This is a genomic window from Streptomyces sp. NPDC001401, from assembly GCF_042895385.1.
Lineage (GTDB): Bacteria > Actinomycetota > Actinomycetes > Streptomycetales > Streptomycetaceae > Streptomyces.
Genome location: NZ_JBIAWI010000007.1, coordinates 45,997 through 67,222 on the forward strand (window position 1 = coordinate 45,997; position 21,226 = coordinate 67,222).

The 21,226-nt window shown below is 71.0% G+C and carries 22 protein-coding genes and 1 pseudogene; 19 read left to right on the forward strand and 4 right to left on the reverse strand.

All coding sequences use genetic code 11. From position 1 onward, the window contains the following. Positions 1 to 56: 56 nt before the first annotated feature. A complete protein-coding gene (locus ACFY10_RS23660) occupies positions 57 to 1,415 on the reverse strand; it encodes an FAD-dependent oxidoreductase (RefSeq protein WP_390667167.1) in 1,359 nt (452 codons plus the stop codon). A gap of 112 nt (positions 1,416 to 1,527) precedes the next feature. After that, the gene (locus tag ACFY10_RS23665; RefSeq protein ID WP_390667168.1) at positions 1,528 to 2,529 is read right to left on the reverse strand and encodes an NAD(P)-dependent alcohol dehydrogenase; all 1,002 of its coding nucleotides are present in this window, start codon (positions 2,527 to 2,529) and stop codon (positions 1,528 to 1,530) included. 127 nt (positions 2,530 to 2,656) lie between these two features. Here ACFY10_RS23665 and ACFY10_RS23670 point away from each other — a divergent pair, with 127 nt between their 5' ends. From ACFY10_RS23670 to ACFY10_RS23750, 17 genes are all read left to right on the forward strand, one after another. After that, positions 2,657 to 3,451: an SDR family NAD(P)-dependent oxidoreductase gene (locus ACFY10_RS23670; RefSeq protein ID WP_390667169.1), complete on the forward strand. Its 795-nt coding sequence runs from the start codon at positions 2,657 to 2,659 to the stop codon at positions 3,449 to 3,451. A 118-nt stretch (positions 3,452 to 3,569) separates the two neighbouring features. Continuing rightward, positions 3,570 to 4,703, forward strand: coding sequence for an acyl-CoA dehydrogenase family protein (locus ACFY10_RS23675; RefSeq protein WP_390667170.1), 1,134 nt, complete (start codon positions 3,570 to 3,572; stop codon positions 4,701 to 4,703). A 104-nt stretch (positions 4,704 to 4,807) separates the two neighbouring features. Beyond that, a complete protein-coding gene (locus tag ACFY10_RS23680; RefSeq protein ID WP_390667171.1) occupies positions 4,808 to 5,596 on the forward strand; it encodes an enoyl-CoA hydratase/isomerase family protein in 789 nt (262 codons plus the stop codon). Beyond that, positions 5,581 to 5,952, forward strand: coding sequence for a Zn-ribbon domain-containing OB-fold protein (locus tag ACFY10_RS23685; protein WP_390667172.1), 372 nt, complete (start codon positions 5,581 to 5,583; stop codon positions 5,950 to 5,952). The genes ACFY10_RS23680 and ACFY10_RS23685 overlap by 16 nt, the downstream gene beginning before the upstream one ends. After that, positions 5,949 to 7,097 carry a thiolase family protein gene (locus tag ACFY10_RS23690; RefSeq protein ID WP_390667173.1) on the forward strand — a complete coding sequence of 383 codons (1,149 nt, stop codon included), beginning with the start codon at positions 5,949 to 5,951 and terminating at the stop codon, positions 7,095 to 7,097. Before ACFY10_RS23685 ends, ACFY10_RS23690 begins: the two co-directional genes overlap by 4 nt. Before the next feature lie 31 nt (positions 7,098 to 7,128). Further along, positions 7,129 to 8,340 carry an acyl-CoA dehydrogenase family protein gene (locus ACFY10_RS23695; protein WP_390667174.1) on the forward strand — a complete coding sequence of 404 codons (1,212 nt, stop codon included), beginning with the start codon at positions 7,129 to 7,131 and terminating at the stop codon, positions 8,338 to 8,340. After that, on the forward strand, positions 8,337 to 9,308 hold the full coding sequence (locus ACFY10_RS23700; RefSeq protein WP_390667175.1) for a phosphotransferase family protein: 972 nt from the start codon (positions 8,337 to 8,339) through the stop codon (positions 9,306 to 9,308). Before ACFY10_RS23695 ends, ACFY10_RS23700 begins: the two co-directional genes overlap by 4 nt. A 30-nt stretch (positions 9,309 to 9,338) precedes the next feature. Further along, positions 9,339 to 10,553, forward strand: a complete 1,215-nt coding sequence (locus ACFY10_RS23705) for an acyl-CoA dehydrogenase family protein (RefSeq protein ID WP_390667176.1) — start codon at positions 9,339 to 9,341, stop codon at positions 10,551 to 10,553. Then, positions 10,550 to 11,326 (forward strand): SDR family oxidoreductase, encoded by a 777-nt coding sequence (locus ACFY10_RS23710; RefSeq protein ID WP_390667177.1) that lies wholly within the window; start codon positions 10,550 to 10,552, stop codon positions 11,324 to 11,326. The genes ACFY10_RS23705 and ACFY10_RS23710 overlap by 4 nt, the downstream gene beginning before the upstream one ends. Beyond that, the gene (locus ACFY10_RS23715) at positions 11,323 to 12,093 is read left to right on the forward strand and encodes an SDR family NAD(P)-dependent oxidoreductase (protein ID WP_390667178.1); all 771 of its coding nucleotides are present in this window, start codon (positions 11,323 to 11,325) and stop codon (positions 12,091 to 12,093) included. The genes ACFY10_RS23710 and ACFY10_RS23715 overlap by 4 nt, the downstream gene beginning before the upstream one ends. After that, entirely contained in the window at positions 12,090 to 12,953 is an 864-nt protein-coding gene (locus ACFY10_RS23720; protein WP_390667179.1) for an enoyl-CoA hydratase/isomerase family protein, read from the forward strand. Before ACFY10_RS23715 ends, ACFY10_RS23720 begins: the two co-directional genes overlap by 4 nt. Positions 12,954 to 13,457: 504 nt before the next feature. Next, positions 13,458 to 14,084 (forward strand): TetR/AcrR family transcriptional regulator, encoded by a 627-nt coding sequence (locus tag ACFY10_RS23725; RefSeq protein ID WP_275774759.1) that lies wholly within the window; start codon positions 13,458 to 13,460, stop codon positions 14,082 to 14,084. 96 nt (positions 14,085 to 14,180) lie between these two features. Then, positions 14,181 to 14,531: a nuclear transport factor 2 family protein gene (locus tag ACFY10_RS23730; RefSeq protein ID WP_390667180.1), complete on the forward strand. Its 351-nt coding sequence runs from the start codon at positions 14,181 to 14,183 to the stop codon at positions 14,529 to 14,531. Beyond that, complete coding sequence (locus ACFY10_RS23735; protein WP_390667181.1) at positions 14,528 to 14,908, forward strand: hypothetical protein; 381 nt, start codon at positions 14,528 to 14,530, stop codon at positions 14,906 to 14,908. The genes ACFY10_RS23730 and ACFY10_RS23735 overlap by 4 nt, the downstream gene beginning before the upstream one ends. A gap of 37 nt (positions 14,909 to 14,945) precedes the next feature. Further along, the gene (locus tag ACFY10_RS23740) at positions 14,946 to 15,266 is read left to right on the forward strand and encodes an EthD family reductase (protein ID WP_390667182.1); all 321 of its coding nucleotides are present in this window, start codon (positions 14,946 to 14,948) and stop codon (positions 15,264 to 15,266) included. A 46-nt stretch (positions 15,267 to 15,312) separates the two neighbouring features. Further along, the gene (locus tag ACFY10_RS23745) at positions 15,313 to 16,866 is read left to right on the forward strand and encodes a class I adenylate-forming enzyme family protein (protein WP_390667183.1); all 1,554 of its coding nucleotides are present in this window, start codon (positions 15,313 to 15,315) and stop codon (positions 16,864 to 16,866) included. Further along, positions 16,863 to 17,915: an MBL fold metallo-hydrolase gene (locus ACFY10_RS23750; RefSeq protein WP_390667184.1), complete on the forward strand. Its 1,053-nt coding sequence runs from the start codon at positions 16,863 to 16,865 to the stop codon at positions 17,913 to 17,915. Before ACFY10_RS23745 ends, ACFY10_RS23750 begins: the two co-directional genes overlap by 4 nt. A gap of 21 nt (positions 17,916 to 17,936) precedes the next feature. Here ACFY10_RS23750 and ACFY10_RS23755 read toward each other — a convergent pair whose 3' ends face one another. Further along, a complete protein-coding gene (locus ACFY10_RS23755) occupies positions 17,937 to 18,686 on the reverse strand; it encodes an SDR family NAD(P)-dependent oxidoreductase (protein WP_390667185.1) in 750 nt (249 codons plus the stop codon). A gap of 46 nt (positions 18,687 to 18,732) precedes the next feature. Further along, positions 18,733 to 19,536: an SDR family NAD(P)-dependent oxidoreductase gene (locus ACFY10_RS23760; protein ID WP_390667186.1), complete on the reverse strand. Its 804-nt coding sequence runs from the start codon at positions 19,534 to 19,536 to the stop codon at positions 18,733 to 18,735. Between the two features lie 134 nt (positions 19,537 to 19,670). On the opposite strand from ACFY10_RS23760, the pseudogene ACFY10_RS23765 reads away from it, so the two are divergent. Beyond that, positions 19,671 to 20,099, forward strand: a pseudogene (locus ACFY10_RS23765) (CHAD domain-containing protein); the annotation flags it as partial. A 246-nt stretch (positions 20,100 to 20,345) separates the two neighbouring features. Then, positions 20,346 to 21,128 (forward strand): VOC family protein, encoded by a 783-nt coding sequence (locus ACFY10_RS23770; RefSeq protein WP_390667524.1) that lies wholly within the window; start codon positions 20,346 to 20,348, stop codon positions 21,126 to 21,128. The last annotated feature ends 98 nt before the right edge of the window (positions 21,129 to 21,226 follow it).

Consider the following 21,226-nt stretch of genomic DNA (forward strand, 5'->3'; position numbering starts at 1 on the left):
GGTGCCGGGCGGGCAAGCCTCGTGCACGGGATTTGTGCCGAGCGGCCGACCGGGGGTCAGTGACCGACGGTCGTCGGGGTCTCGGTGAGTGCCGTACGCGCCGCCGCCAGGCCGAAGACCAGTGCCGGTGCGAGCCCACCCGCGTAGGCGCGCCGGTACAGCCCGCCCGCGTCCGCGCCGGCCGCGAGCAGGCCGGGTACCGGAGCCGGTCGGTCCGAGTCCGCGGACAGTACGTGCGCCCCGGCGTCGATCAGCAGGCCGCCGAACGTGAACGTGATCGCCGAGGCCGCCTCGACGACGTAGTACGGCGGTTCGTCGAGCGGTCGGCGGTCGAGCAGCCGACCGGGCGTCGTTGCGCCGTCCGTGTCCACGGTGGCATTGAACTCCTCGATCCGGTCGCGGATCGTCGCGCCGGGATAGCCCCACTCCTCGGGCATGGACGCGAAGTCCTCCAGGCTGTCCGCCACAGCGCTTCGGGCGCCGGCGCGATGGCACAGCTGGAACTTGTCCACGCCGGGGATGCCCTCCACGTACGAGGCGCTGATCCACTCCCGATGTACGTGTGCGTCGGCGACCAACAGGCCGCGGGCGCCCGGGCGTTCCAGCAGCGCCATGGTGGTGAGATGGTCCCCGACCGTCTCGTCGACGAAGCGCTCGCCGGTGGTGTCGAACAGCAGGGCGTGCTCGCTGTAGTAGAGCGCCAGGTCGACGAAGCGTGCGGGGTCGGCCAGGGAGACGCCCGCAGGCATCAGGTGCCCGTAGAACCCGGCGTCCTTCTTGCCGAACGCCGCGCCCGCGCTGCGCCCGAGCTTCAGGCCGTCGCCCCGGCTGTGCGGGTTGGCCCGCAGGCCGATGTCCGCGGCCCGGGGGTGGACGTGCTCGGCGCGCAGGCCCGGATCCCCTTGGAAACCGCCGGTCGCGAGCAGGGTCCAGGCGGCCTCGATCCGGCGCCGGGATCCGTCCGGCAGAAGGCAGTCGGTACCTTTGACCACGCCGTTCTCCGACACGAGGGAGTGGGTCCGGGTGGAGGTCAGCACCTCCTGGCCGCGGTCGCGGATCAGCCGCTCGCACGTGTCGAGGTAGTGGTTCGTGTCGACCTGGTGACCGCGGCCGAAACCGAGCACGGGCACCGGCGGCCGGCACTCCACGCCCAGCGACCGGATCCAGGCCACGCCGTCGGCGAACCCGTCCACCAGGGCGGTGGCCAGCTGAGGGTCGCCGTCCGGGTTGACCCGGTGCATCTCCTCGACCGTGGGGGTCGTCCATACGAATCCGGCGAAGCGCGCGGAGCCGCCGGTGCGTTCCGCCTTCTCCACCAGAACCACCGAGCCGCCTTCCGCGGCCACCCGGGCGGCGGCCGAGAGGCCGGCCATACCGCCGCCTATCACCAGCAGATCCACTGTCTCCGCATCCATAGCGGGTCCCACCGCCTTCGTGTCGCCGAGTGGAACAAGACGCTAATTGAACTCACTTCTGGAGTCGAGAGGGTGGCGGGCGCGGGGTGTGACGGTACGGGTTTCGGCCGGATCAGTCGGGGACCAGAACAGCGCGGCCCCGCACGTCGCCGGAGCGGAGCCTCGCGATCACCTCCACCGCGTCGGACAGTGGGAACTGCTCGACATGCACCCTCAGGGAGTCCTTGAGCGCCAGGGCGATGACCGCTTCCAGCTCGGGCAAGGTCCCCCAGAACGGCAGCGAGATCCGCGTTCCGGGAGGGAGCGCGCCGGGCTTGCGGACCGTGAGTTCCCCGCCGCCGCTGCCCACCACGGCCAGCTCTCCGCCCGCCCGCAGCACGTCCACCGCGAGCTTCAGACTGGAACGGCTGCCGACGAAGTCGAGCACGGCCACCGCACCGACCCCGTCCGTGCGGCCCCGCAGCACCGCCGCGGTGTCGGGCCGCAGGAGCGTTCCGAAGTGCGCCCCGCACTCGTCGGCCAGGGCGAGCGCCTCCTCCCGTACGTCCACGGCCAGCACCTGCGCGGCCGTCGTGGCGCGCAGTATCTGGATGGCCAGATGCCCCAGGCCGCCGATGCCGAGGACGACCACGCTCGCCCCTTCGTCGAGGGAGTGTCGAACCGAGGCCACGGCGTGGTGCGCGGTCAGGCCGGCGTCCGACAGGGGTGCGGCCTGGACGGCGGCCAGGTCGCCCACCGGGACCAGCAGCCGCCCGGACGGCACGAGCATCAGGTCCGCCATCCCGCCGTCCCGCCCGAGTCCCGCCCCCGTGCCGACGCGGTCGGCGTCCAGAGTCGCGCGCCGGTCGCAGTAGTTGTCCGCGCCGGCCGCGCAGCGTGCGCAACTCCCGCAGCCCCAGGGTCCGTGGACCACCACGCGCTCGCCGACCGCCGGCCCCACGGCCAGCGGGCCGCGCTCCACCACCCGGCCCGCGACCTCGTGTCCGAGGGTGAAGGGAATCCGGTACGGGAGGTCGCCTGGGCGGGCGTCGATGACGTGGAGGTCCGAACGGCAGAGGCCGGCCGCCTCCACCTGGATCAGCACCTCTTCGGCTGTGGGGGTGGGGCGTTCCACCTCGGTGAGGATCGGTGGGCCGCCCCACCGGGTCAGTCGTACTGCTCTCGTCCTGCCTGTTGACATACCTGGGACATTAACAAAAATGAAGTCAGTTCAGTAGATGGCTGTGAGGTGGTGGTCGTGCATGGATGGTGAGCGCGTGGGGCGCTTCGACGGGCAGGTCGCCCTCGTCACGGGCGCGGGATCCGGCATCGGCGCGGCGGTCGCCCGGCGACTCGCCGCACAGGGGGCCGAGGTGTGCGCCGCGGATGTCGACGGCCCGGCGGCGCAGGCCCTCGCGAAGGAGCTGCCGGGAGCGCGTTCCCTGACCGTCGACGTGGCCGAACCGGCGCAGGTCGACGAGGCCTTCGACGAGGTCGTACGGCGGCACGGGCGGCTCGACATCGTGGTGCACGCGGCCGGAGTCGACGACCCAACCGCCAAGGAGTGGATCGCCGAGGCCCTGGTCGCGGACCGGCCGCCGGAGGTGACGGCGCGGCTCGGCGACGACGCCTGGCGGCGCGTGATGCGCGTCAACCTGGACGGCACGTTTCATGTGCTGCGCGGCGCTTTGCGGGTCATGGTGCCGCACCGGTCCGGAACCGTTGTGACCGTGGGCTCCTCGTCGGCCTTTGACGCACAGGCCGGCTATCCGCACTACGCGGCCTCGAAGGCCGGGGTTCATGCGCTGAGCCAGTCAGTGGCCAAGGAGGCGATCGCGTTCGGGGTTCGCGTCAACACGGTGGCGCCGGGGCCGACGGAGACGGGGATGGCGGCGCGGACGCCTGCGGCGCTTCGGCGGGGGTTTGCCGATCCGCGGGTTCGTCCGTATGCGACGGCGGAGGAGATCGCCGACGTTGCGTTGTTCCTGGCGAGTTCTGAGGCGGCGAATCTCGTGGGGGCCGTGCTGCTTGCGAATGGTGGGCGGTTCACGGTGTGAGGAGCCAACTCGGAGTGGTCGGCTGCGGGTTGTTGGTGGCTGGTCGCGCCCACGCGGCGGAGCCGCACGATGACACAGCCCCGCGCCCCTTAGGGGAGTTCAGGCGAAGGAGGTTTGGATGTTTCGGCCCGATGGTGATCCCGCGCTGCTCCTGGAGACCGATGAGCAGCGTCAACTGCGGGTGGTCCTACGGGACTTGCTCGGCGAGGCCTGCGGGCCCGAGGAAGTTCGCAAGCAGGCCGAGAGTCCGCGCGGATACGACCAGACGCTCTGGAACCGCCTCGCCGGCGAGATCGGAGTGCATGGGCTCGCCCTGCCCGAAGAGTACGGCGGGGCCGGGTACACCTTTGCCGAACTTGCCGTTGCGCTGCAGGAGGCCGGGCGCGTGCTGTGTCCCGCGCCGCTGCTGACAACGGTCGTACTCGCCGGACACGCCTTGCTCGACAGCGGCGACCGGCAGACCTGCGCGCGCTGGCTTCCGGGTATCGCCTCGGGCGCGCTCACGGCAACGGTCGCCGGATTCCTGCACCCCGCCGATGTGACGGCCGAGCGCGGTCCCGACGGCTGGGTACTGCGCGGAGACGCCGACTTCGTGCCCGACGGAGCAGGCGCCGATCTGCTGCTGGTCGCCGCCCGCGCACCGGACGGGGAGCGGCTGTTCGCCTGTGAGCCGGACGGCGCCACCTGCGAGCGCAAGGCTCGTAGGGTCCTCGATCCCACGCGCCGCCAGGCACTCGTCCGCTTCCGGGGAGCGCCTGCCGAACCGGTCGGTGAGCCCGGGCAGGCGGCGGGAGTCGTCGACGCCGTGCTCGACGCCGGTCGGGTGGCTCTGGCGGCCGAGCACGTCGGAGGCAGTGCGCACGCCCTGGACGCGGTACTGGCCTACGTGTCCGAGCGGACCCAGTTCGGACGCGCCATCGGCTCCTACCAGGCCGTGAAGCACCGGCTGGCCGATCTGCTCCTCGAGATCGAGGGTGCGCGGTCGGCCTCGGCCTACGCGAGCGCCTGCCTTGCCGGAGGTGCGCCGGAACTGCCCGTGGCCGCGAGTGCCGCAGCCGTCGCCTGCACCGGCGCCTACCGCCTCGCCACCACGGAATACGTGCAGCTCCACGGCGGAATCGGCTTCACCTGGGAGCATCCGGCCCATCTCTATCTGCGCCGGGCACGGGCCGACGAGGCGCTGTTCGGCACGGGCGACGACCACCGTCTGCGCCTGGCCGGCCTGCTCGGCCTCACCGGCCGTACCGGCTGATCACGCACCGGCGGATCGGAGCGGTCACTGCCTCCCGATCCATTGACAGGGGCATCTGTCCGCCCACAGAATCGAACTCAATTCAGTTCAGTTTGGAGGAGCTCATGGCAGTCGAAGACGAGATCCAGTTCGAGCGGGACGGGCATGTGGCGCGGGTCTGGCTGAACCGGCCGCACAAGAAGAACTGTGTGACCGTGCCGATCCTGAACCGGCTGGACGAGATCATCACCGAGGTCGACGCGGACCCCGAACTGCGCGTGCTGGTGCTGCGCGGGCGCGGCAACACCTTCTGCTCCGGGTTCGACCTGGACAGTCTCAAGGCCGACTTCGTCGGCAGGTCCAACGCCATCGACGTCGCCGTACTGTCGGCGAAGGTCTGCGACCGGCTCTACTCGATGAAGACCCCGTCCATCGCCGTCCTCGAGGGCCATGTCACCGCGGGCGGCTTCGAGTTGATGATCTCCTGCGACTTCGCGATCGCCGCGGACGACGCCCTGATCGGTGACTTCCACATCCGGCGCGCACTGTTCGGCGGCGCCGGCCCGATCTACCGGGTGCCGCGCATGATCGGCGTCCGCAAGACCAAGGAGCTGATGCTCACCGGCAAGCTGCTCACCGGGGTCGAGGCCGCCGAGTTCGGTCTCATCAATTCCTCGGCGCCCGCCGACAAACTCGACGCCACGGTCGAGGAGTTCGCCGACCAGCTCATCGACAAGAGCCCGTTCACCATGTGGATCACCAAGATGACCATCGACCGGAGCCTCGACGCGGACATCCAGTCGCTGATGGTCATGGAGCACCTCGCGGTCGGCGTGATGCTCAACTCCGAGGACGCGGCGGAGGGCGTGGCGGCGTTCCTGGAGAAGCGGGAGCCGCAGTGGAAGGGCCGCTGAGCACCGCGGAGGAGACCGGGAGCCGGCTGCGCGGCTCCCGGTGCACCGACTGCGCGGTGGCCACCTACCCCGCCGACCCGGCGTGCCCGCGCTGCGGGGGGCCGGCCCAGCCGGTCGTGCTCTCCGGCGCGGGGACGCTGTGGACCTGGACCGTGCAGCGGTACGCGCCCAAGTCGCCGCCGTACGTTGTGCCCGCCTCGGGATTCGCTCCGCTCACTGTCGGATACGTCGAACTGCCCGAAGGAGTACGGGTGTTGGCCGTCCTCGACATCCGGCCCGAGGAGGCGGAGATCGGTATGCCGCTCACGATCACGGCGGGGGACGGCGTGCCCAGGGCCGCGGGAGTCGCCGTATGAGCGGCGAGGAGGTGCTCGTCTGCGGCGCCGGGATCACCTCCTTCGGCCGTACGGAGGCGAGTGGCCGGCAGCTGGCCGTGCAGGCCGTGCGGTCCGCTCTCGCCGATGCCGGACTGCCGTGGTCCCGGGTACGGGCCGCGTACGGCGGGAGCGATGCGGCCGGAAACGCCGACACGCTGGTCGCCGAACTCGGCCTGACAGGCGTGCCGTTCACCAATGTGCGCAATGGCTGCGCGACCGGCGGCAGCGCGTTGGTGGCGGCCGTGAACGCGATCCGGTCCGGGGCGGCGGACGTCGCCCTGGCCGTCGGTTTCGACAAGCACCCCCGCGGCGCCTTCGACCCGCGGCCCGCCGACTGGGGGCTCGACGAGGCCTACGGCCGCGACGGGCTGATGGTGACCACGCAGTTCTTCGCCATGAAGATCCAGCGGTACATGCATGACCACGGCATCAGCGCACGCACCCTCGCGCTGGTCGCCGAGAAGGCGTACGCCAACGGAGTGCTCAACCCGCACGCCTGGCGTCGCAAGCCGCTCGACGCGGACGAGATCCTGGCGTCCGGGATGGTCAACGACCCGCTGACCCGGTATATGTTCTGCTCGCCCGGCCAAGGTGCCGTGGCCCTGGTCCTGTGCAGCCGCGCGGTGGCCCGCGAGCTCGGCGGAACGCCGGTCGCGCTGCGGGCGGCGGTCGTGCGGACCCGCCGCTTCGGCTCCTTCGAGGTGTTCAGCCCCTGGGCACCGCCCGGGACACCCACGAGCGTGAGCGCCGATGCTGCTCAACTCGCCTTCGAGGAAGCCGGGTTGGGACCGCACGACATCGACGTGTGCCAGTTGCAGGACACCGAGAGCGGTGCCGAGGTGATGCACCTGGCCGAGTGCGGGTTCTGCGAGCACGGCGAGCAGGAGTCGCTCATCCCGTTCGGGGCGACCGGGATCGGCGGCTCGCTGCCGGTCAACACCGACGGCGGGTGCATCGCCAACGGCGAGCCCATCGGCGCCTCCGGACTGCGCCAGGTCCACGAGGTCGTGCAGCAGTTGCGCGGCCGTGCGGGCGAACGGCAGGTGCCGGGGGATCCGTCGACCGGCTTCACCCATGTCTACGGGGCACCGGGCGTCAGCGCCTGCACCGTGCTGACCCGCTGACAGACCGTGCTGACCCGCTGAAGGGAGGATCATGGACGGCATACCCGGCCCGGACGAGTTCCGTGCCAAGGCCCGCAACTGGTTGACCGGCGTGGCGAAAGAACGCGCCGCACACCAGGAATGGGGCCGCGGCGACGACTCGGTGGCCGTCTTCGAGAACTGGACCGAAGCCGAGGAGCGTGCCCACACCGACCGTATACGGGACTGGGAGCGCACCCGGTACGACCAGGGCTGGGGCGCTTTCGGCTGGCCGTCCGAGTACGGAGGGCGTGAACTGCCTCCGTACTACGAGCAGTTGTACCGTGCCGAGGAGGACGCCTTCGACGTTCCGCGGCGCACCGAGATCTTCCCGGTCACCCAGCAGCTGGTGGCACCCGCCATCCGTATCTGGGGCACGGAGGAACAGAAGCGCCGCTGGCTGCGCCCCATGCTCCGTACCGACGAACTCGCCTGTCAGCTCTTCTCTGAGACGGAGGCGGGTTCCGATCTCGCAGCCGTCCGTACCCGGGCCGTCCGGGAGGGCGATGGCTGGATCCTGCGCGGCCACAAGATATGGACGTCCGGTGCCCGGGTCGCCACCTGGGGTGTGGCCGTCTGCCGTACCGATCCCGAGGTGCCCAAACACGCGGGCATCACGGTCTTCCTGGTGAGGATGGACGCTCCCGGCGTGACCGTACGCCCCATCCGGCAGATGACCGGCGGCGCCAGCTTCAACGAGGTCTACCTGGACGACGTGTTCGTCCCGGACACCGACCGGCTCGGTCCCGTCGGCGAGGGCTGGCGGGTCACCCTCACCGTGCTCGCCGCCGAACGCCTCGACTCCGGCGGACTCGGCCTGGACAACGCCGATCGCGCTCTCGACCTCGCCCGGCACCTGCCCCGCCCGCTCACCGGCGGCGAACAGCAGCAGGCGGCCGACCTGTTCGTCCGTGCCCTGGTCCAGCGGCTGATCGGACTGCGTGTGACGTCGGCCCTGGCGGCCGGTCGTGAACCGGGCGCCGAGGCCTCGGTCGGCAAGCTCCACGCCACCGCGACCATGCGCGCCACCACCGACCTCGTCCAGCAGCTCCTCGGGCCGCTCCTGGCCGCCGACAAGGGGGAGTGGGGCACGTTCGCCTGGACCGAGCACCTGCTCGGCGCCCCCGGCTACCGCATCGCCGGCGGCAGCGACGAGATCCAGCGCAACATCCTGGCCGAACGGGTGCTCCGGCTGCCCAAGGAGCGCAAGGGGGCGGGCAGTTGAATACGACGACCGAGGTGAACGAACTCGGGCGACGGGTCCGCGATCGGCTCGCCGAGCGACACCCTGGCGAGCCGTTCGGCGACCTGCGCACGCTGCCCGGCGGCCACTCCGGCCTCACCTATTCCATCGCGGCGGGACCGGTCTCGTACGTGGTGAAAGCGGTCCCACCGGGACAGCGGCCCGTCGGTCGCAACGACGTGCTGCGTCAGGCCCGGGTGCTGCGCGCGCTCGCCGGATCACCGGTGCCCGTGCCGGGTGTCGTCGCCGTCGACGAAGGCGAACCGGCCTGGTTCGCCATGGAGTTCGTGGACGGCGAGGCGATCGAGCCGGTCCTCGACGAGCACCGGCTCGATCCGGGGCTGTGCCGGGCCCGGATGCTGGCCCTGGCCGACGTGTTGCGGGATCTGCACGGCACGACCGGAGCGGAGTCCGCCCAACCGCTGGGCCCGGCAGGGGAGTTGGACAGGTGGAGCCGCACCATGCGGGCGGTGCCGCCGGAACTCCGCCCCGGGGCCGAGGCCGTGCTGGACGCACTGGCTTCAGGAATCCCCGACGGCATTCCCCCCACCCTCACCCACGGCGACTTCCGCCTCGGCAACGTCCTGTGCCAGGGCGAACAGCCGGCCGCCGTCGTCGACTGGGAGATCTGGGGATACGGCGATCCGCGCATCGACCTCGCCTGGTTCCTCCTGTTCGCCGACCACCGCAATTTCCCCCGGGTGGGCCGTGCCGTCTCCGGCCTACCCGGTGAGGAAGAGCTGCTCACCGCCTATCTGGACGGCCGTCCCGACCCCCTCGCCTTCGACTGGTTCCGTGCCCTGGCCCGCACCAAGATGGCCGCGATCATGGGCCACAACCTGCGCCGGCACCGCGAGGGCAAACACCACGACCCCGACCAGGAGCGGCTGCCGCCGACCATCGCGGCGATGATCCGCACGGCCGGAGACATCCTCGTCCGACGCACTTGACGGACTCGACGGTCCTGAAGGAGCCACACCATGGATTTCGGACTCTCCCCGAGGGCCGACGAACTCCGCTCGCGCATGGCCGCGTTCATGGAGGAGTACGTCCTGCCCGCCGAACCCGTCTACGATCGGCAGCTCGCCGAGGCGGACAATCCCCATGAACTACCCTCGGTAATGCGCGAGTTGAAGGAGAAGGCACGCGCCGAAGGGCTCTGGAACCTCTTCCTCGCACATGGCGACTGGGGCGCCGGCCTCAGCAACCTCGAGTACGCGCCGCTCGCCGAACTGGCCGGGCGGTCGGTCATCGGGCCGGAGGTGTTCAACTGTTCCGCCCCCGACACCGGCAACATGGAACTGCTCGCCCTCTTCGGCACATCAGAACAGCAGGACCGCTGGCTGCGGCCCCTGCTGGCCGCCGAGATCCGGTCCTGCTTCGCCATGACCGAGCCCGAGGTGGCCAGCTCCGACGCGCGCAACATCCGCACCCGGATCACCCGTGACGGCGACGAGTACGTCGTCAACGGCCACAAGTGGTACACGTCCGGAATCCTCGATCCGGACTGCCGGCTGATCATCCTGATGGGGGTCACCGACCCGGACGCACCCACATACAGGCAGCAGAGCATGCTGCTGATCCCGCGCGACACCCCTGGCATCACCGTGCTGCGCGATCTGCCGATGTTCGGCTACACCGACCGCTGCGGCCACGGCGACGTGCTCTTCGAGGACGTACGAGTGCCGGTGTCGTCCCTGTTGGGCAGCGAGGGAGAGGGATTCGCCCTGGCACAGGGGCGGTTGGGACCGGGACGCATGCACTACGCCATGCGTGCGGTCGGATTCGCCGAAAGGGCACTGGAGTTGATGTGCCGACGGACCCTGACCCGCACCGCCTTCGGCGGCCCGCTCGCCGAACGGGGCGTCGTGCGCGAATGGATCGCCCGCAGCCGCATCGAGATTGAGCAACTGCGGCTCCTGGTCCTCAAGTCGGCCTGGCTGATGGACACCTCCGGCAACGCGGCCGCCCGTACCGAAGTCGCCGCGATCAAAGTGGCCGCGCTGGAGGTCGCGCACCGGGTGGTCGACCGGGCCGTCCAGGCACACGGCGCCGCGGGCGTCAGCGACGACACCGTACTGGCGCGGCTGTACGCGATCACCCGGGCACTGCGGATCGCGGACGGACCGGACGAGGTGCATCTGCGGACGGTCGCACGACGTGAACTGGCCAAGTATCCGGAGGAGTCGGCGTGAACGGACAGGAACTGGGCGGCCGGGTCGCCGTGGTCACCGGCGGCTCCCGAGGCATCGGTCTCGGCATCGCCAAGGCGTACCGCGAGGCCGGCGCCCATGTGGTCATCGCCTCCCGCAAGGCGGACGGACTGGCCGCGGCCCGCGAGGAACTGCTGCGGGTCAAGGGCGACGGCGAGGTCCACGAGGTGGTCGCCAACGTCGGGGAGCCCGCGGACGCCGAGCGCTGCGCCGAGGAGACCGTGTCCCGCCTCGGCAGCCTCGACGTCCTGGTCAACAACGCGGCCACCAACCCCTACATGGGCGATCTCCTCGACCTTGATCTGCCGCGCGCGGAGAAGACCGTACGGGTCAACCAGTACGGCATGGTCGCCTGGACCCGGTGCGCCTGGCGGGCGTGGATGCGGGAGCACGGGGGAGCGGTCGTCAACATCGCCTCCGTCGGCGGACTGGTCGTCGACCCGCACATCGGCTGGTACAACGCCACCAAGGCGGCCATGCTGCACATGACCCGGCAACTCGCCTACGAACTCGGGCCGAAGGCACGTGTGAACGCGATCGCGCCCGGGCTGATCAAGACCGAGCTGGCCCGGGCCGTCTGGGAGCCGCGTGAGCCGATCCTGACCGCGAAGCTGCCGCTGCGCAGACTCGGGACGGTGGAGGACGTGGCGCACGCGGCCGTCTTCCTCGCGTCCGAGGCCTCCTCCTGGATGACGGGGCAGACGCTGGTCCTGGACGGCGGGGCGACTGTGCTGCCGATCGGGGTGGAGGGGTGACTCGCGCCGAGGAGTTGTTTTCGCTGGAGGGGCGGACCGCAGTGGTCACGGGGGCGTCGTCCGGACTCGGAGCCCGGTTTGCCACGGTGCTCGCGTCGGCCGGAGCCACCGTGTTCGCCGCCGCCCGGCGGCTGGAGAAGCTTAAGGAATTGGCCGACGAGGACCCGCGCATCCATCCCGTCGTCTGTGACGTCTCGCGGGAGGCGGACCGTGTGCGGCTGATGGAGGCGGCGCTCGACGAGAGCGGCCGGATCGACGTGCTCGTCAACAACGCAGGTGCGCCGGGTGCCGTACGCGCCGAGGACGAGAGTGCCGACGACTTCGCGGACGTACTGGCGGTGAACCTCGTGGCGCCCTTCCACCTCGCGCGGTTGCTGGCCGAGGCACCGGTGCCGGACCCCGGTCGTACGCGATCGGTCGTGAACGTCTCGTCCGTCCTCGGCCTTGTATCAGGCGCTCCCCTGGGTGGTGCCGCCTATGCCGCCTCCAAGGCCGGGCTGGTCGGGCTGACCCGCGAACTGGCGGGCCAGTGGGGAAGGTCGGGGGTGCGGGTCAACGCGCTCGCCCCCGGCTGGTTCCGCTCGGAGATGACCGACGGGCTGTTCTCCGACGAGCGGTCCCGGCGCTGGGTCGAGCGCGGCACGATGCTGGGCCGCGGCGGTGAGCAGGGGGAACTGGACGGGGCGCTGCTCTATCTGGCCTCGGAGGCGTCCTCGTACTGCACCGGGCATGTGCTCACCGTCGACGGCGGGTGGACGGCGCGATGAGGGTCACGGTCGACATCGACGGCGACGGGCTGGCGCGGGTCGAGATGTGCCGTGGGTCGGGCAACGCGATCGACCTGGCGATGGCCCGGGCGCTGCTGGACGCGGCCCGGGAGTGCGAGAAGGCGCGGGTACGGGCGGTGCTGCTCACCGGGCGAGGGCGGTCCTTCTGCGTCGGCGGTGATCTGAAGGAGTTCGCCGCGCTGCCCGGCGAGCGCCTTGCAGCACATCTCACCGACGTCACCGACGCGCTCCACGGGGCGCTGCGGATCCTCGCCGAACTGGACGCTCCGCTGGTGGTCGCGGTGCAGGGGGCCGTCGCGGGGGCCGGGCTGGGGCTCGTGGGAGCGGCGGACGTGAGCCTCGCTGCCAGCGACGCCGTCTTCACGGCCGCGTACACCGCGATCGGTTACACGCCGGACGCCGGGGTCAGCTGGTCGCTGCCCCGGCTTGTCGGGCCGCGGCGGGCCGTGGACCTGCTGCTGACGAACCGGCGCGTCCCGGCCGCCGAAGCACTGCAGGTGGGGCTGGTGAGCCGGGTCGCGCCACCGGAGCGGCTGAACGAGGAAGCCGTGCACGTGGCGGGCGCGCTGGCGCGCGGAGCCACGGCGGCCTACGGGGCGACGCGGCGGCTGGTCGGGGAGGCGCTCTCCGCCGGCCTCGACGAACACCTCGACGCGGAGGCCCGTCAGCTGGCCGTCGCCGCGGTGTCCGCGGAGGGCCGGGAAGGCGTGGCGGCGTTCCTTGACACACGCCGGCCCGACTTCGCCAGGCCGGAGGGGGCAGGGTCGGATGCCGCGAGCCCCGGGGCTGCGAGACCGGTGGCCGCGAGATCCGAGGCCGCGCTGCCCGGTTCGCCGTGACCGGAAGGTGCGCGGCTTGGCTCGGCCCGGTCGGACGGCAGGTGACGGATCCGCTGGCTCCATGTCCGGGGGGCTGGACGCCGGTGGCCACGAGCCCCGAGGCCGCGCCGCTCGGTCTGTCGCGACCGGGACTCGCGCGACCTGGCTTCGCCCGGTCGGACGGCGAGCGATGGATCCGCTGGCTCTACGCCGGAGGGCGCGATGCCGCGGGGCGCGGGATTCGGGACCGCGGCGCCCGGTCCGTCGCGACCGGAACTTGCGGGGGCCGACTTCGCCCGGTCGGACGGCGAGTGACGGATCCGCTCGCTCTACGCCCGGGCCTGCGACATCCGAGGCCGCGCCGTTCGGTCCGTCGCTCCGCGAAGTCGCGGTGCCCCGCTCCGGGCAGTCGGCCCGCGCGTGACAGATTCGTCCGATCTTCGATTCGTAGCCGACTTGAACTTGGGTCTACTCTCGGACGACCGGACGGTGATCGGTACCGGCCGTGGAGGAGAGGGAGAGACGATGGCAAGGGCGCGGATCGTGGATCCGGAGGAGGGGCCCAGGTCGAAGCGCAGCGCGATCCTCGTGGCTGCCGTGGAGCGGTTCGGGGAGGACGGGTACGAGAACACCAAGTGGTCGGAGGTGGCCGACCGGGTCGGCATCGGGCAGACCGCGCTGTACCACTACTTCGAGTCCAAGGCCCACTGCCTGCTCACCATCATGCGCCTGGAACTCCAGCGCTCCCACGACCAGTTCGTCGAGGCCACGACCGACGAGACGGACCCGGTGGAGGAACTGCGCGCGGCGGTGCGGGCCGCCTTCGCGGTCACCGAGCAGGAGATCCGCCAGATGCGCATCCTGCAGGCCAACATGTCCCTCCTGGCCACCCCGCGGAAGTCCAAGCGCGAGGAGACCGAGCGCGTCGCGGCCCGCCAGCTGGTGCAGATGGTCGAGCGGGACTGGACGAACCTGCTGATGCGCGGCATGTCGAAGGGCGCCTTTCCGGTCCGGGACGCGCACACCCTCGGCCTCGCCGTCCTCGGCATGATCGTGAGTGTCTGGCGGTGGTACCGCCCGACCGGTGCGATTCCCCTGTCGGAGATCAGCGAGATGATCGAGGGGTGCGTGGTGCGGATGGTCGCGGAATAGTCTCCGGCCCGCCCCTTGTCGGGGGCGGGGCGGCCGTCTTACAGTCAAACTGAACTGAACTCAGGTTGTTCATGGCGTGAGGGAGAGCGATCGGCAATGGTGCTTCGCGAATACATGGCCAGAATGGACGGCCAGGACCCGGAAAAGGCCCTCGAACTCCTGGAACCCGGCTTCCGGTTCCTGATCGCCCTCCCGGGCGGCCAGCGGACCGGCACCTCCCGTGACGACTTCGCCGGCTACATCGCCGGGCGGAACGCGGTGGACCGTAGGCACGAGATCGTGCGCTACTCGGTCGACGGCGACGTCGAGACGGCGTACGGCTTCGTCGTCGACGGGGGCGTGACGACCGGGGCTTTCCTGTCCGCCGTACAGGTCTCGCCCGCCGGCCTGATGGCCCGCTACCAGTCCTTCTTCACCCCCGACTTCGACCTCGTGGACCGGCTGTGAGCGCGCCGGCCACGTCCGCCGCCCCGTTCCTGACCACCTGGTTCGGGATTCTGGACAGCGATGACGCCGACCGGATCCTCGGCCTGATCAGCGACGACTTCTCCTTCACCATCCTGTTCTCCACCGGCGGCGACGCCGGCACCGACTTCCACGGCGGCCGGGCCGAGATGGAGGGCTACCTCGCCCAGCGCGAGGTCGGAGTGCGCACCCACCACCTGCTCACCGCGTCCGCCGTCGGCCGGGACGAGCTGTACCTCGGTGAGGTGCGCAGGTCGGGTGTACCGGAGGCGACGTTCGTGGCCGCGGCCCGGCTGGACGACGAGGGCAGGGTTCGGCGCCTGCTGATCGGGCGCTCGCCCGCGGTCCTGTTCACCTGAGAAGGCGTGATCGAGAAGGCGCGATTGAGGAGGCGCGATGTACAACCTCGTCCTGCTGGCGGCCCGGCCGCCCGAGTGGACCCACGAGCGGTTCATCGACTGGTGGCGCGGCGAACACGCCGAACTCACAAGGCAGTTGCCCGGGCTCAGGGCTTGGCGGCACACCGACATCGACGCGGCTCTCGAACCGCGCTCGGAGGGCTGGGACGGCGTCTCCGTCCTGAGCTTCGACACAGCCGAGGACCTGCGCAAGGCGCTCCAGAGCCCGGAGTGGGCGGCGGCCGTCGCCCAGGTCGGCGACATGCGCGGACGCCGGATCGCCGTCATGGGCGTCGAGCTGGAGATGTACGCGGACTGAGCACACCGGGGCGTGGAGCCCCCTTCGCAACGAGGCGAGGAAGCGGATGCGACAGACAGTGCGGGAGTTCTACGACCGGTCCGAACAGGCCGACTTCACAGCCGTCGTCGACGACCACGGACACCACGGTGCGCGCGAACTCCTGCGGCGCGCGACCGAGTTGGCCGACGCGATGACCCCGGACGGCACGCCGGGCGGCACCGTGCTCCTCCAGGCCGACAACTCCTGGCGCACCGTCGCGGCGACCCTCGCCGTGGGGCTGACCGGCGGGGTGCTGGCCCTGGTCAACCGGCATACGACCCCTGCCGAGTTCGCCGCCGCCGTGGAGGACATCCGGCCGGACGTCCTGATCGCCGAACCGTCCGCGATCGAGGAGTGGGGCGGCGGCCAGGCCCTGCCGGACGCGCTGGCGTCCGAGGCCCTCGACGGCTGGACGGTCCGCGCCGGACGCGGCCCGCGCGATATCTCCCGCTGGTCCGGCGGCACCCTCATCGGTCTCACCTCCGGCTCCACCGGACGGCCCAAGGGCGTCGTCCAGTCCGAGAGCGCCCTGAGGTACGCGTGCTCCTGCACGATCGACGTCAACGGCCTGCGTGAGGGGGACGCGGTGGCCGCCGTCGTCCCGCTCTCCTCTACCGCCGCCTACTGCTTCGGGGTCTGTCTCTCGCTCATGCTGGGCGGACCCCTCGTCCTGTCCGGCCACTGGGACCGAGAGGAGGCGCTCGCGCGGATGGCCGCCCATGAGGTCCGGTGGACCATGTGCGTGCCGACCATGGCGCTCCAGATGGGCTCCGCCGCGGCCGGTTCGAAGGTCCTCGACGGGGTTCGCTCGATCACCGTCGGCGGCGGCCCCATGGACCGCGGAGCCCTCGCCCGTGCCGAACGCTCGCTGGGGACGACGATCCTGCGCGTCTTCGGCATGTCCGAGTGCCTCGGACACACCTCGCCCCGGCCCGAGGACCCCGAGGAGATCCGCCTCGGCCGCGACGGACGGCCCTTCCCCGGCACCGACCTCAGGGCCGTCGCCGCCGACGGCACCGTCCTGGGGCCCGGGGCGACCGGCCGTGCCCAGGTGCGCGGCCCGTCCCTCTTCCTCGGTTACGCCCGTGACGGCAAGGTCGAGCCGCCGGCCCTCACCCCGGACGGCTACTTCCCCACCGGCGACCTGCTGGTGACCGGCGAGGACGGCACGGTCACCGTCATGGGCCGGGAGAAGGACGTCATCATCCGCGGCGGACGCAACCTCGACATCACCGAGATCGAGCGCGCCGTCGCGGCTCACCCGGCCGTGGCCCGCGCCTGCGTGGCCCCCGTACCGGACCCGCTCCTCGGCGAACGCGCCGCCGTGCTCGTCGTGGTCGAGGACGGCAGCGGTGAACTCGGTCTCGACGAGATCACCGCACACCTCGCCCGCACCGGCCTGTCCAAGGCCAAGTGGCCCGAATTCGCCTTCACCGTCGGCGAGTTGCCGCAGACCACCGTCGGCAAGCTCGACCGGTCGGGCGCCCGCAGGCTCGCCCACGACCTGCACGCGGAGCTCGCAGTGCACCCCGAACAGCACGGGCAACACCCCGAACAGCACCGGCAAGGAGATGCATGACCACCCCCACGACCCGCACCACCCGTTTCGACCGCGGCCGATGGGCGCAGGGCGGACCCGAGACCGTACGACCCGGGGTCCACCGCATCCCGCTCCCGCTGCCGGAGGACGGACTGCGGGCCGTCAACGTCTACGCCCTGGAGGGGCTGACGGAGGGGCTGGTCCTGATCGACGGGGGCTGGTCGATCCCCGAGTCCCGCAAGGCACTTGAGGACGCGTTGGCCGAACTCGGCCACGACATCGGCGAGATCACCCACATCCTGGTCACCCACATCCACCGCGACCACTACACCCAGGCCGTCGAACTGCGCAGGCTGCTGGGCTCTCGGGTCTACCTCGGTGCCGGCGAGCGGCGCGGTCTTGAGCTGCTGGGCGAGTTGCGCACGGACGAACCGGTCGGCTCGCTGGAGACCCTGCGCCGGGCCGGAGCCCACGACCTCGCCGAGCGGGTCGCCGGGATGTACGACGGCGAATTCGACGCCACCGTCTGGGAGGCGCCGGACCGCTGGCTGCGGGCGGAGGAACTCCGCTTCGGGGACGCGCGGTTGACGGTCGTCCCGACGCCGGGCCACACGCAAGGGCATGTCGTCTACCTCGACCAGGCGCGGGGACTGCTGTTCTCCGGGGATCACGTCCTGCCGCACATCACCCCGTCCATCGGCTTCGAACTCGGGGGCCCCGCCCTGCCGTTGGGCGACTACCTCGACTCACTGCACCTGATGACCACGCTCGCCGACGCGCGACTGCTGCCCGCGCACGGTCCGGTCGGCAACAGCATGCACGCCCGGGTCGGAGAGCTCCTGGCCCACCACGACGACCGGCTCGCCGAGACGCTGGCCGCCCTCGGCGACCGCAGGCGTACCGCGCACGACGTGGCGGGGGAGCTGGGGTGGACCCGGCGCAAGGTGCCCTTCGCGGACCTCGGCGCCTTCGACCAGATGCTCGCCGTCAACGAGACCGCGGCACATCTGGACGTGCTGGTGGCCCGCGGACGGGCTCACTGCACACGGACCGACGGGGTCAACTGGTATACAGCCACGGCTGGTTAGAGGTTCTGGCTGCAGCCGCATTCAACGCGCCGTCCAGCCTCCGTCGACGTAGAGCTCGGACCCGGTCATGAAGCTCGCGTCGTCGGAGGCAAGGAAGGCCACGGCAGCCGCCACCTCCTCGGGCGTGCCGAGCCGGCCAAGAGGAGTCCCCTCGACCATCGCGGTCAACCGGGGCGTGTCCCGCCACAGTTCGCGCGACAGGGGCGTCTCGATGAAACCGGGGTGCAGGGAGTTCACCCGGACGCCGCGCTTCGCCCAGTGCAGGGCGGCGTTCTTCGTCATCAGACGTACGGCGCCCTTGGCCGCGTGGTACGAGAACTGGGCGCCGAATCCGCCGACCGTGCCGAAGATCGACGCGACGTTGACGATCGAGCCGCCGCCGGAGCGTTCGATGGACGGGCCGCCGTACTTCATGCCGAGCCAGACACCGGTCTGGGTCACGGCGAGGACCTGCTCCCAGGAGTCCATGGTCTCGCTCTCGACCGTGTGCATCGTGGCGATGCCGGCGTTGTTGACGAGCACGGACAGCTCGCCCAGCTCCGCGGTCGCCGTGGCGACGACCTCGCGCCAGGCCGACTCGTCAGAGACGTCCAGGGGCAGGCCCAGGGCGCCGCCGCCGACCTCCTCGGCGAGTTTCTCGCAGCGATCGGCGTCGAGGTCGGTCACCACGACCGCCGCGCCCTCGGCCGCGAGCCGTCGCACGACGGCGTCACCAATGCCTCCCGTGGCACCGGTCACCAGCGCCGTCTTTCCGGACAGCCTCGATTGCATGGGGTCCCCTCACTTCTCGATGGTCCGCAGTACTTCTCGGTGGTCCTCAGTCCCGTACGCCGAGCCAGGCGAGGGCTCCGCCGTCGATCACGTACGACGATCCCGTGATGAACGCGGCGTCGTCGGAGGCCAGGAAGCACGCCAACTTGGCGACCTCCTCCGGGCGTCCGAGCCGTGGCACCAACTGCGGTGCGGTCAACTCACGTTCCATGGCGTCACGGTCCGGCGCGGCGGCGAAGTAGTCCCGGGCGAGCGGAGTTTCGATGACACCGGGACAGAAGCAGTTGCAGCGCACCGGGGCGAGGTCGACCGCGGTGACCTTGGTCAGATGGATGACGCCGGCCTTGGTGACTCCGTAGGCCGGGGCGTTGGGGAAACCGGTGAGGCCGGAGACGGAGGCAGTGTTGACGATGGCCGGCCCGCGCGGCGAGCGGCGCAGATACGGTGCGGCGAACTTGGTCGTCAGCCACACCGCCTTCAGGTTGACCTCGTACACCGCGTCCCAGACCTCTTCGGGGAGCGAGTCGACCCCGCGGGCCGGTTCGGCCGTGAATGCGGTCTCGATCACCCCGGCGTTGTTGACCAGGACGTCGAGGCCGTCGAAGCGCTCCGCGGCACGCGTCACCATCTCGGCGATGCTGTCACGATCGCGCAGATCGCAGACGATCGCCTCGGCCTGTGCCCCGGCGGCGCGCACCAGCTCGGTGGTCTCGGCGGCGGTGTCCTTGTTCCGGTCGGCGACGGCCACCGCTGACGCGCCCTGGCGGGCCATCTCCACGGCGATCGCCCGCCCGATACCTTGCCCCGCACCGGTGACGAGCCCGATCTTGCCGTCCAAGGAACCCATCATGAGTCTGCTCCCGAGCGCTCGTCGCAAGACCTGAACTGAACTTGCTTCACTTACGCTGAGTCTAGAGACGCAGAGCGGCGCGCGACAAGGCTCAGGGCAAGCCGGGCGGCGAGCCGTGCGCGGAGCGCGACCAGGAGGTCCTCATGGAACGGCTCGGTTCACGCATCGAGGCCTTGCCCGGGGAACTGGTCCTCGAGCCTGTCGCCGCCCGCTTGAAGGCGTGGAATGTCGCCCGCACCGACCAGGTGCGTCAGCGCACCCTCGATGCCCTGCGCACATCCCGCTACCTGGCCTTGCTGAACTCCCTGGCCGCACTGACGGAGCAGCCTCCGCTGCGACGTAAGGCCGCCCGCACACCGGAGAAGGTGATGGCCAAGACGATGTTCAAGGAGCACGACGGGTTCGCCTGCCGGGTGGCACAGGCGCTGGAGCTCTCGCCCGGAACGGACCGCGACACGGCTCTCCACCAGGCCCGCAAGGCGGCCAAGAAGACCCGCTACGCCACCGAACCGACGCGTGCCTCGCTCGGCAAGCCCGCGAAGCGGCTCGGCAAGCGTGTGAAGGCCGTGCAGAAGGTGCCGTGGCCACAGAGCGCGAACGGGAACTGCCGGCCGCGTGGGCCGATGCGTCGAAGCCCGGCCTGCGCAAGGCGCTCGCCCCCTGACATCTGCCCTGCGCGTGGGTCCGGCCGTTCTCGGGACGCCTGCCCGGGTGAAACCCCCTGGGCATCCGGGCCGGTGCACCGGGCCCCGTCCATGGGGGCGGCATCGTGGCGGAGTCTCGACACCGGACTTCGTAGGAGGAAATGCATGCTCGGCACCGACTTCCGCACCGGATCGCCCAACTGGATCGACCTCGGCAGCCCCGACACGGAGGCGGCCGCCGCTTTCTACGGCGCCGTCTTCGGGTGGCAGTTCGTGTCCGCCGGACCCGGCGCCGGCGGGTACGGGTTCTTCCAGAAGGACGGCAAAACCGTCGGCGCCGTCGGGCCGCTGAGCGAGGAGGGCGCCAAGTCGGCCTGGACGACGTACTTCCAGAGCGACGACATCCAGGCCACCGCGCGCGACGTGGTTGCCGGTGGGGGCGCTGTGCGCGCCGAACCCATGGATGTCATGGGTGAGGGCTGGATGGGTCAGTTCACCGATCCCCAGGGTGCCCAGTTCGCCGTATGGCAGCCGGCGAAGACGAAGGGCCTGGAGAAGGCGTCGGAGGACAACACGCTGCTCTGGGTGGAACTGCACGTCGGTGACCCGGAGGCGGCGATCCGCTTCTATGCCGGGCTGTTCGGCTGGCGTTCCCAGGAGATGCAGGCGCCTGGCATGACGTATCGGGTGCTCAGCATCAAGGACGGCGACCAGCAGGAGGGCTCCTTCGGCGGTGTTGCCCCGCTCCAGGGCGAGGGCGAGGAGACGCGCTGGGTGCCGTACTTCGCCGTGGCTGACGCCGATGTCATCGTCACCAAGGTGCAGGAGAACGGCGGGTCGGTGCTCATGCCTGCCGCGGATGTGCCGGAGGTCGGACGGATCGCCTGGCTGGTCGACCCGGGCCAGGCGGTGTTCGCCGTGCTGAAGCCGAACCCACGTCAGGGGTGACCGCTCCTGAGTCGCGACTGGGATGCCGAAGCGGCCTTGGTGGTCACGGCCGACGAGCGGTCGCCCGCGAACACTGTCGCGAGGTGCCCCCGTGGACA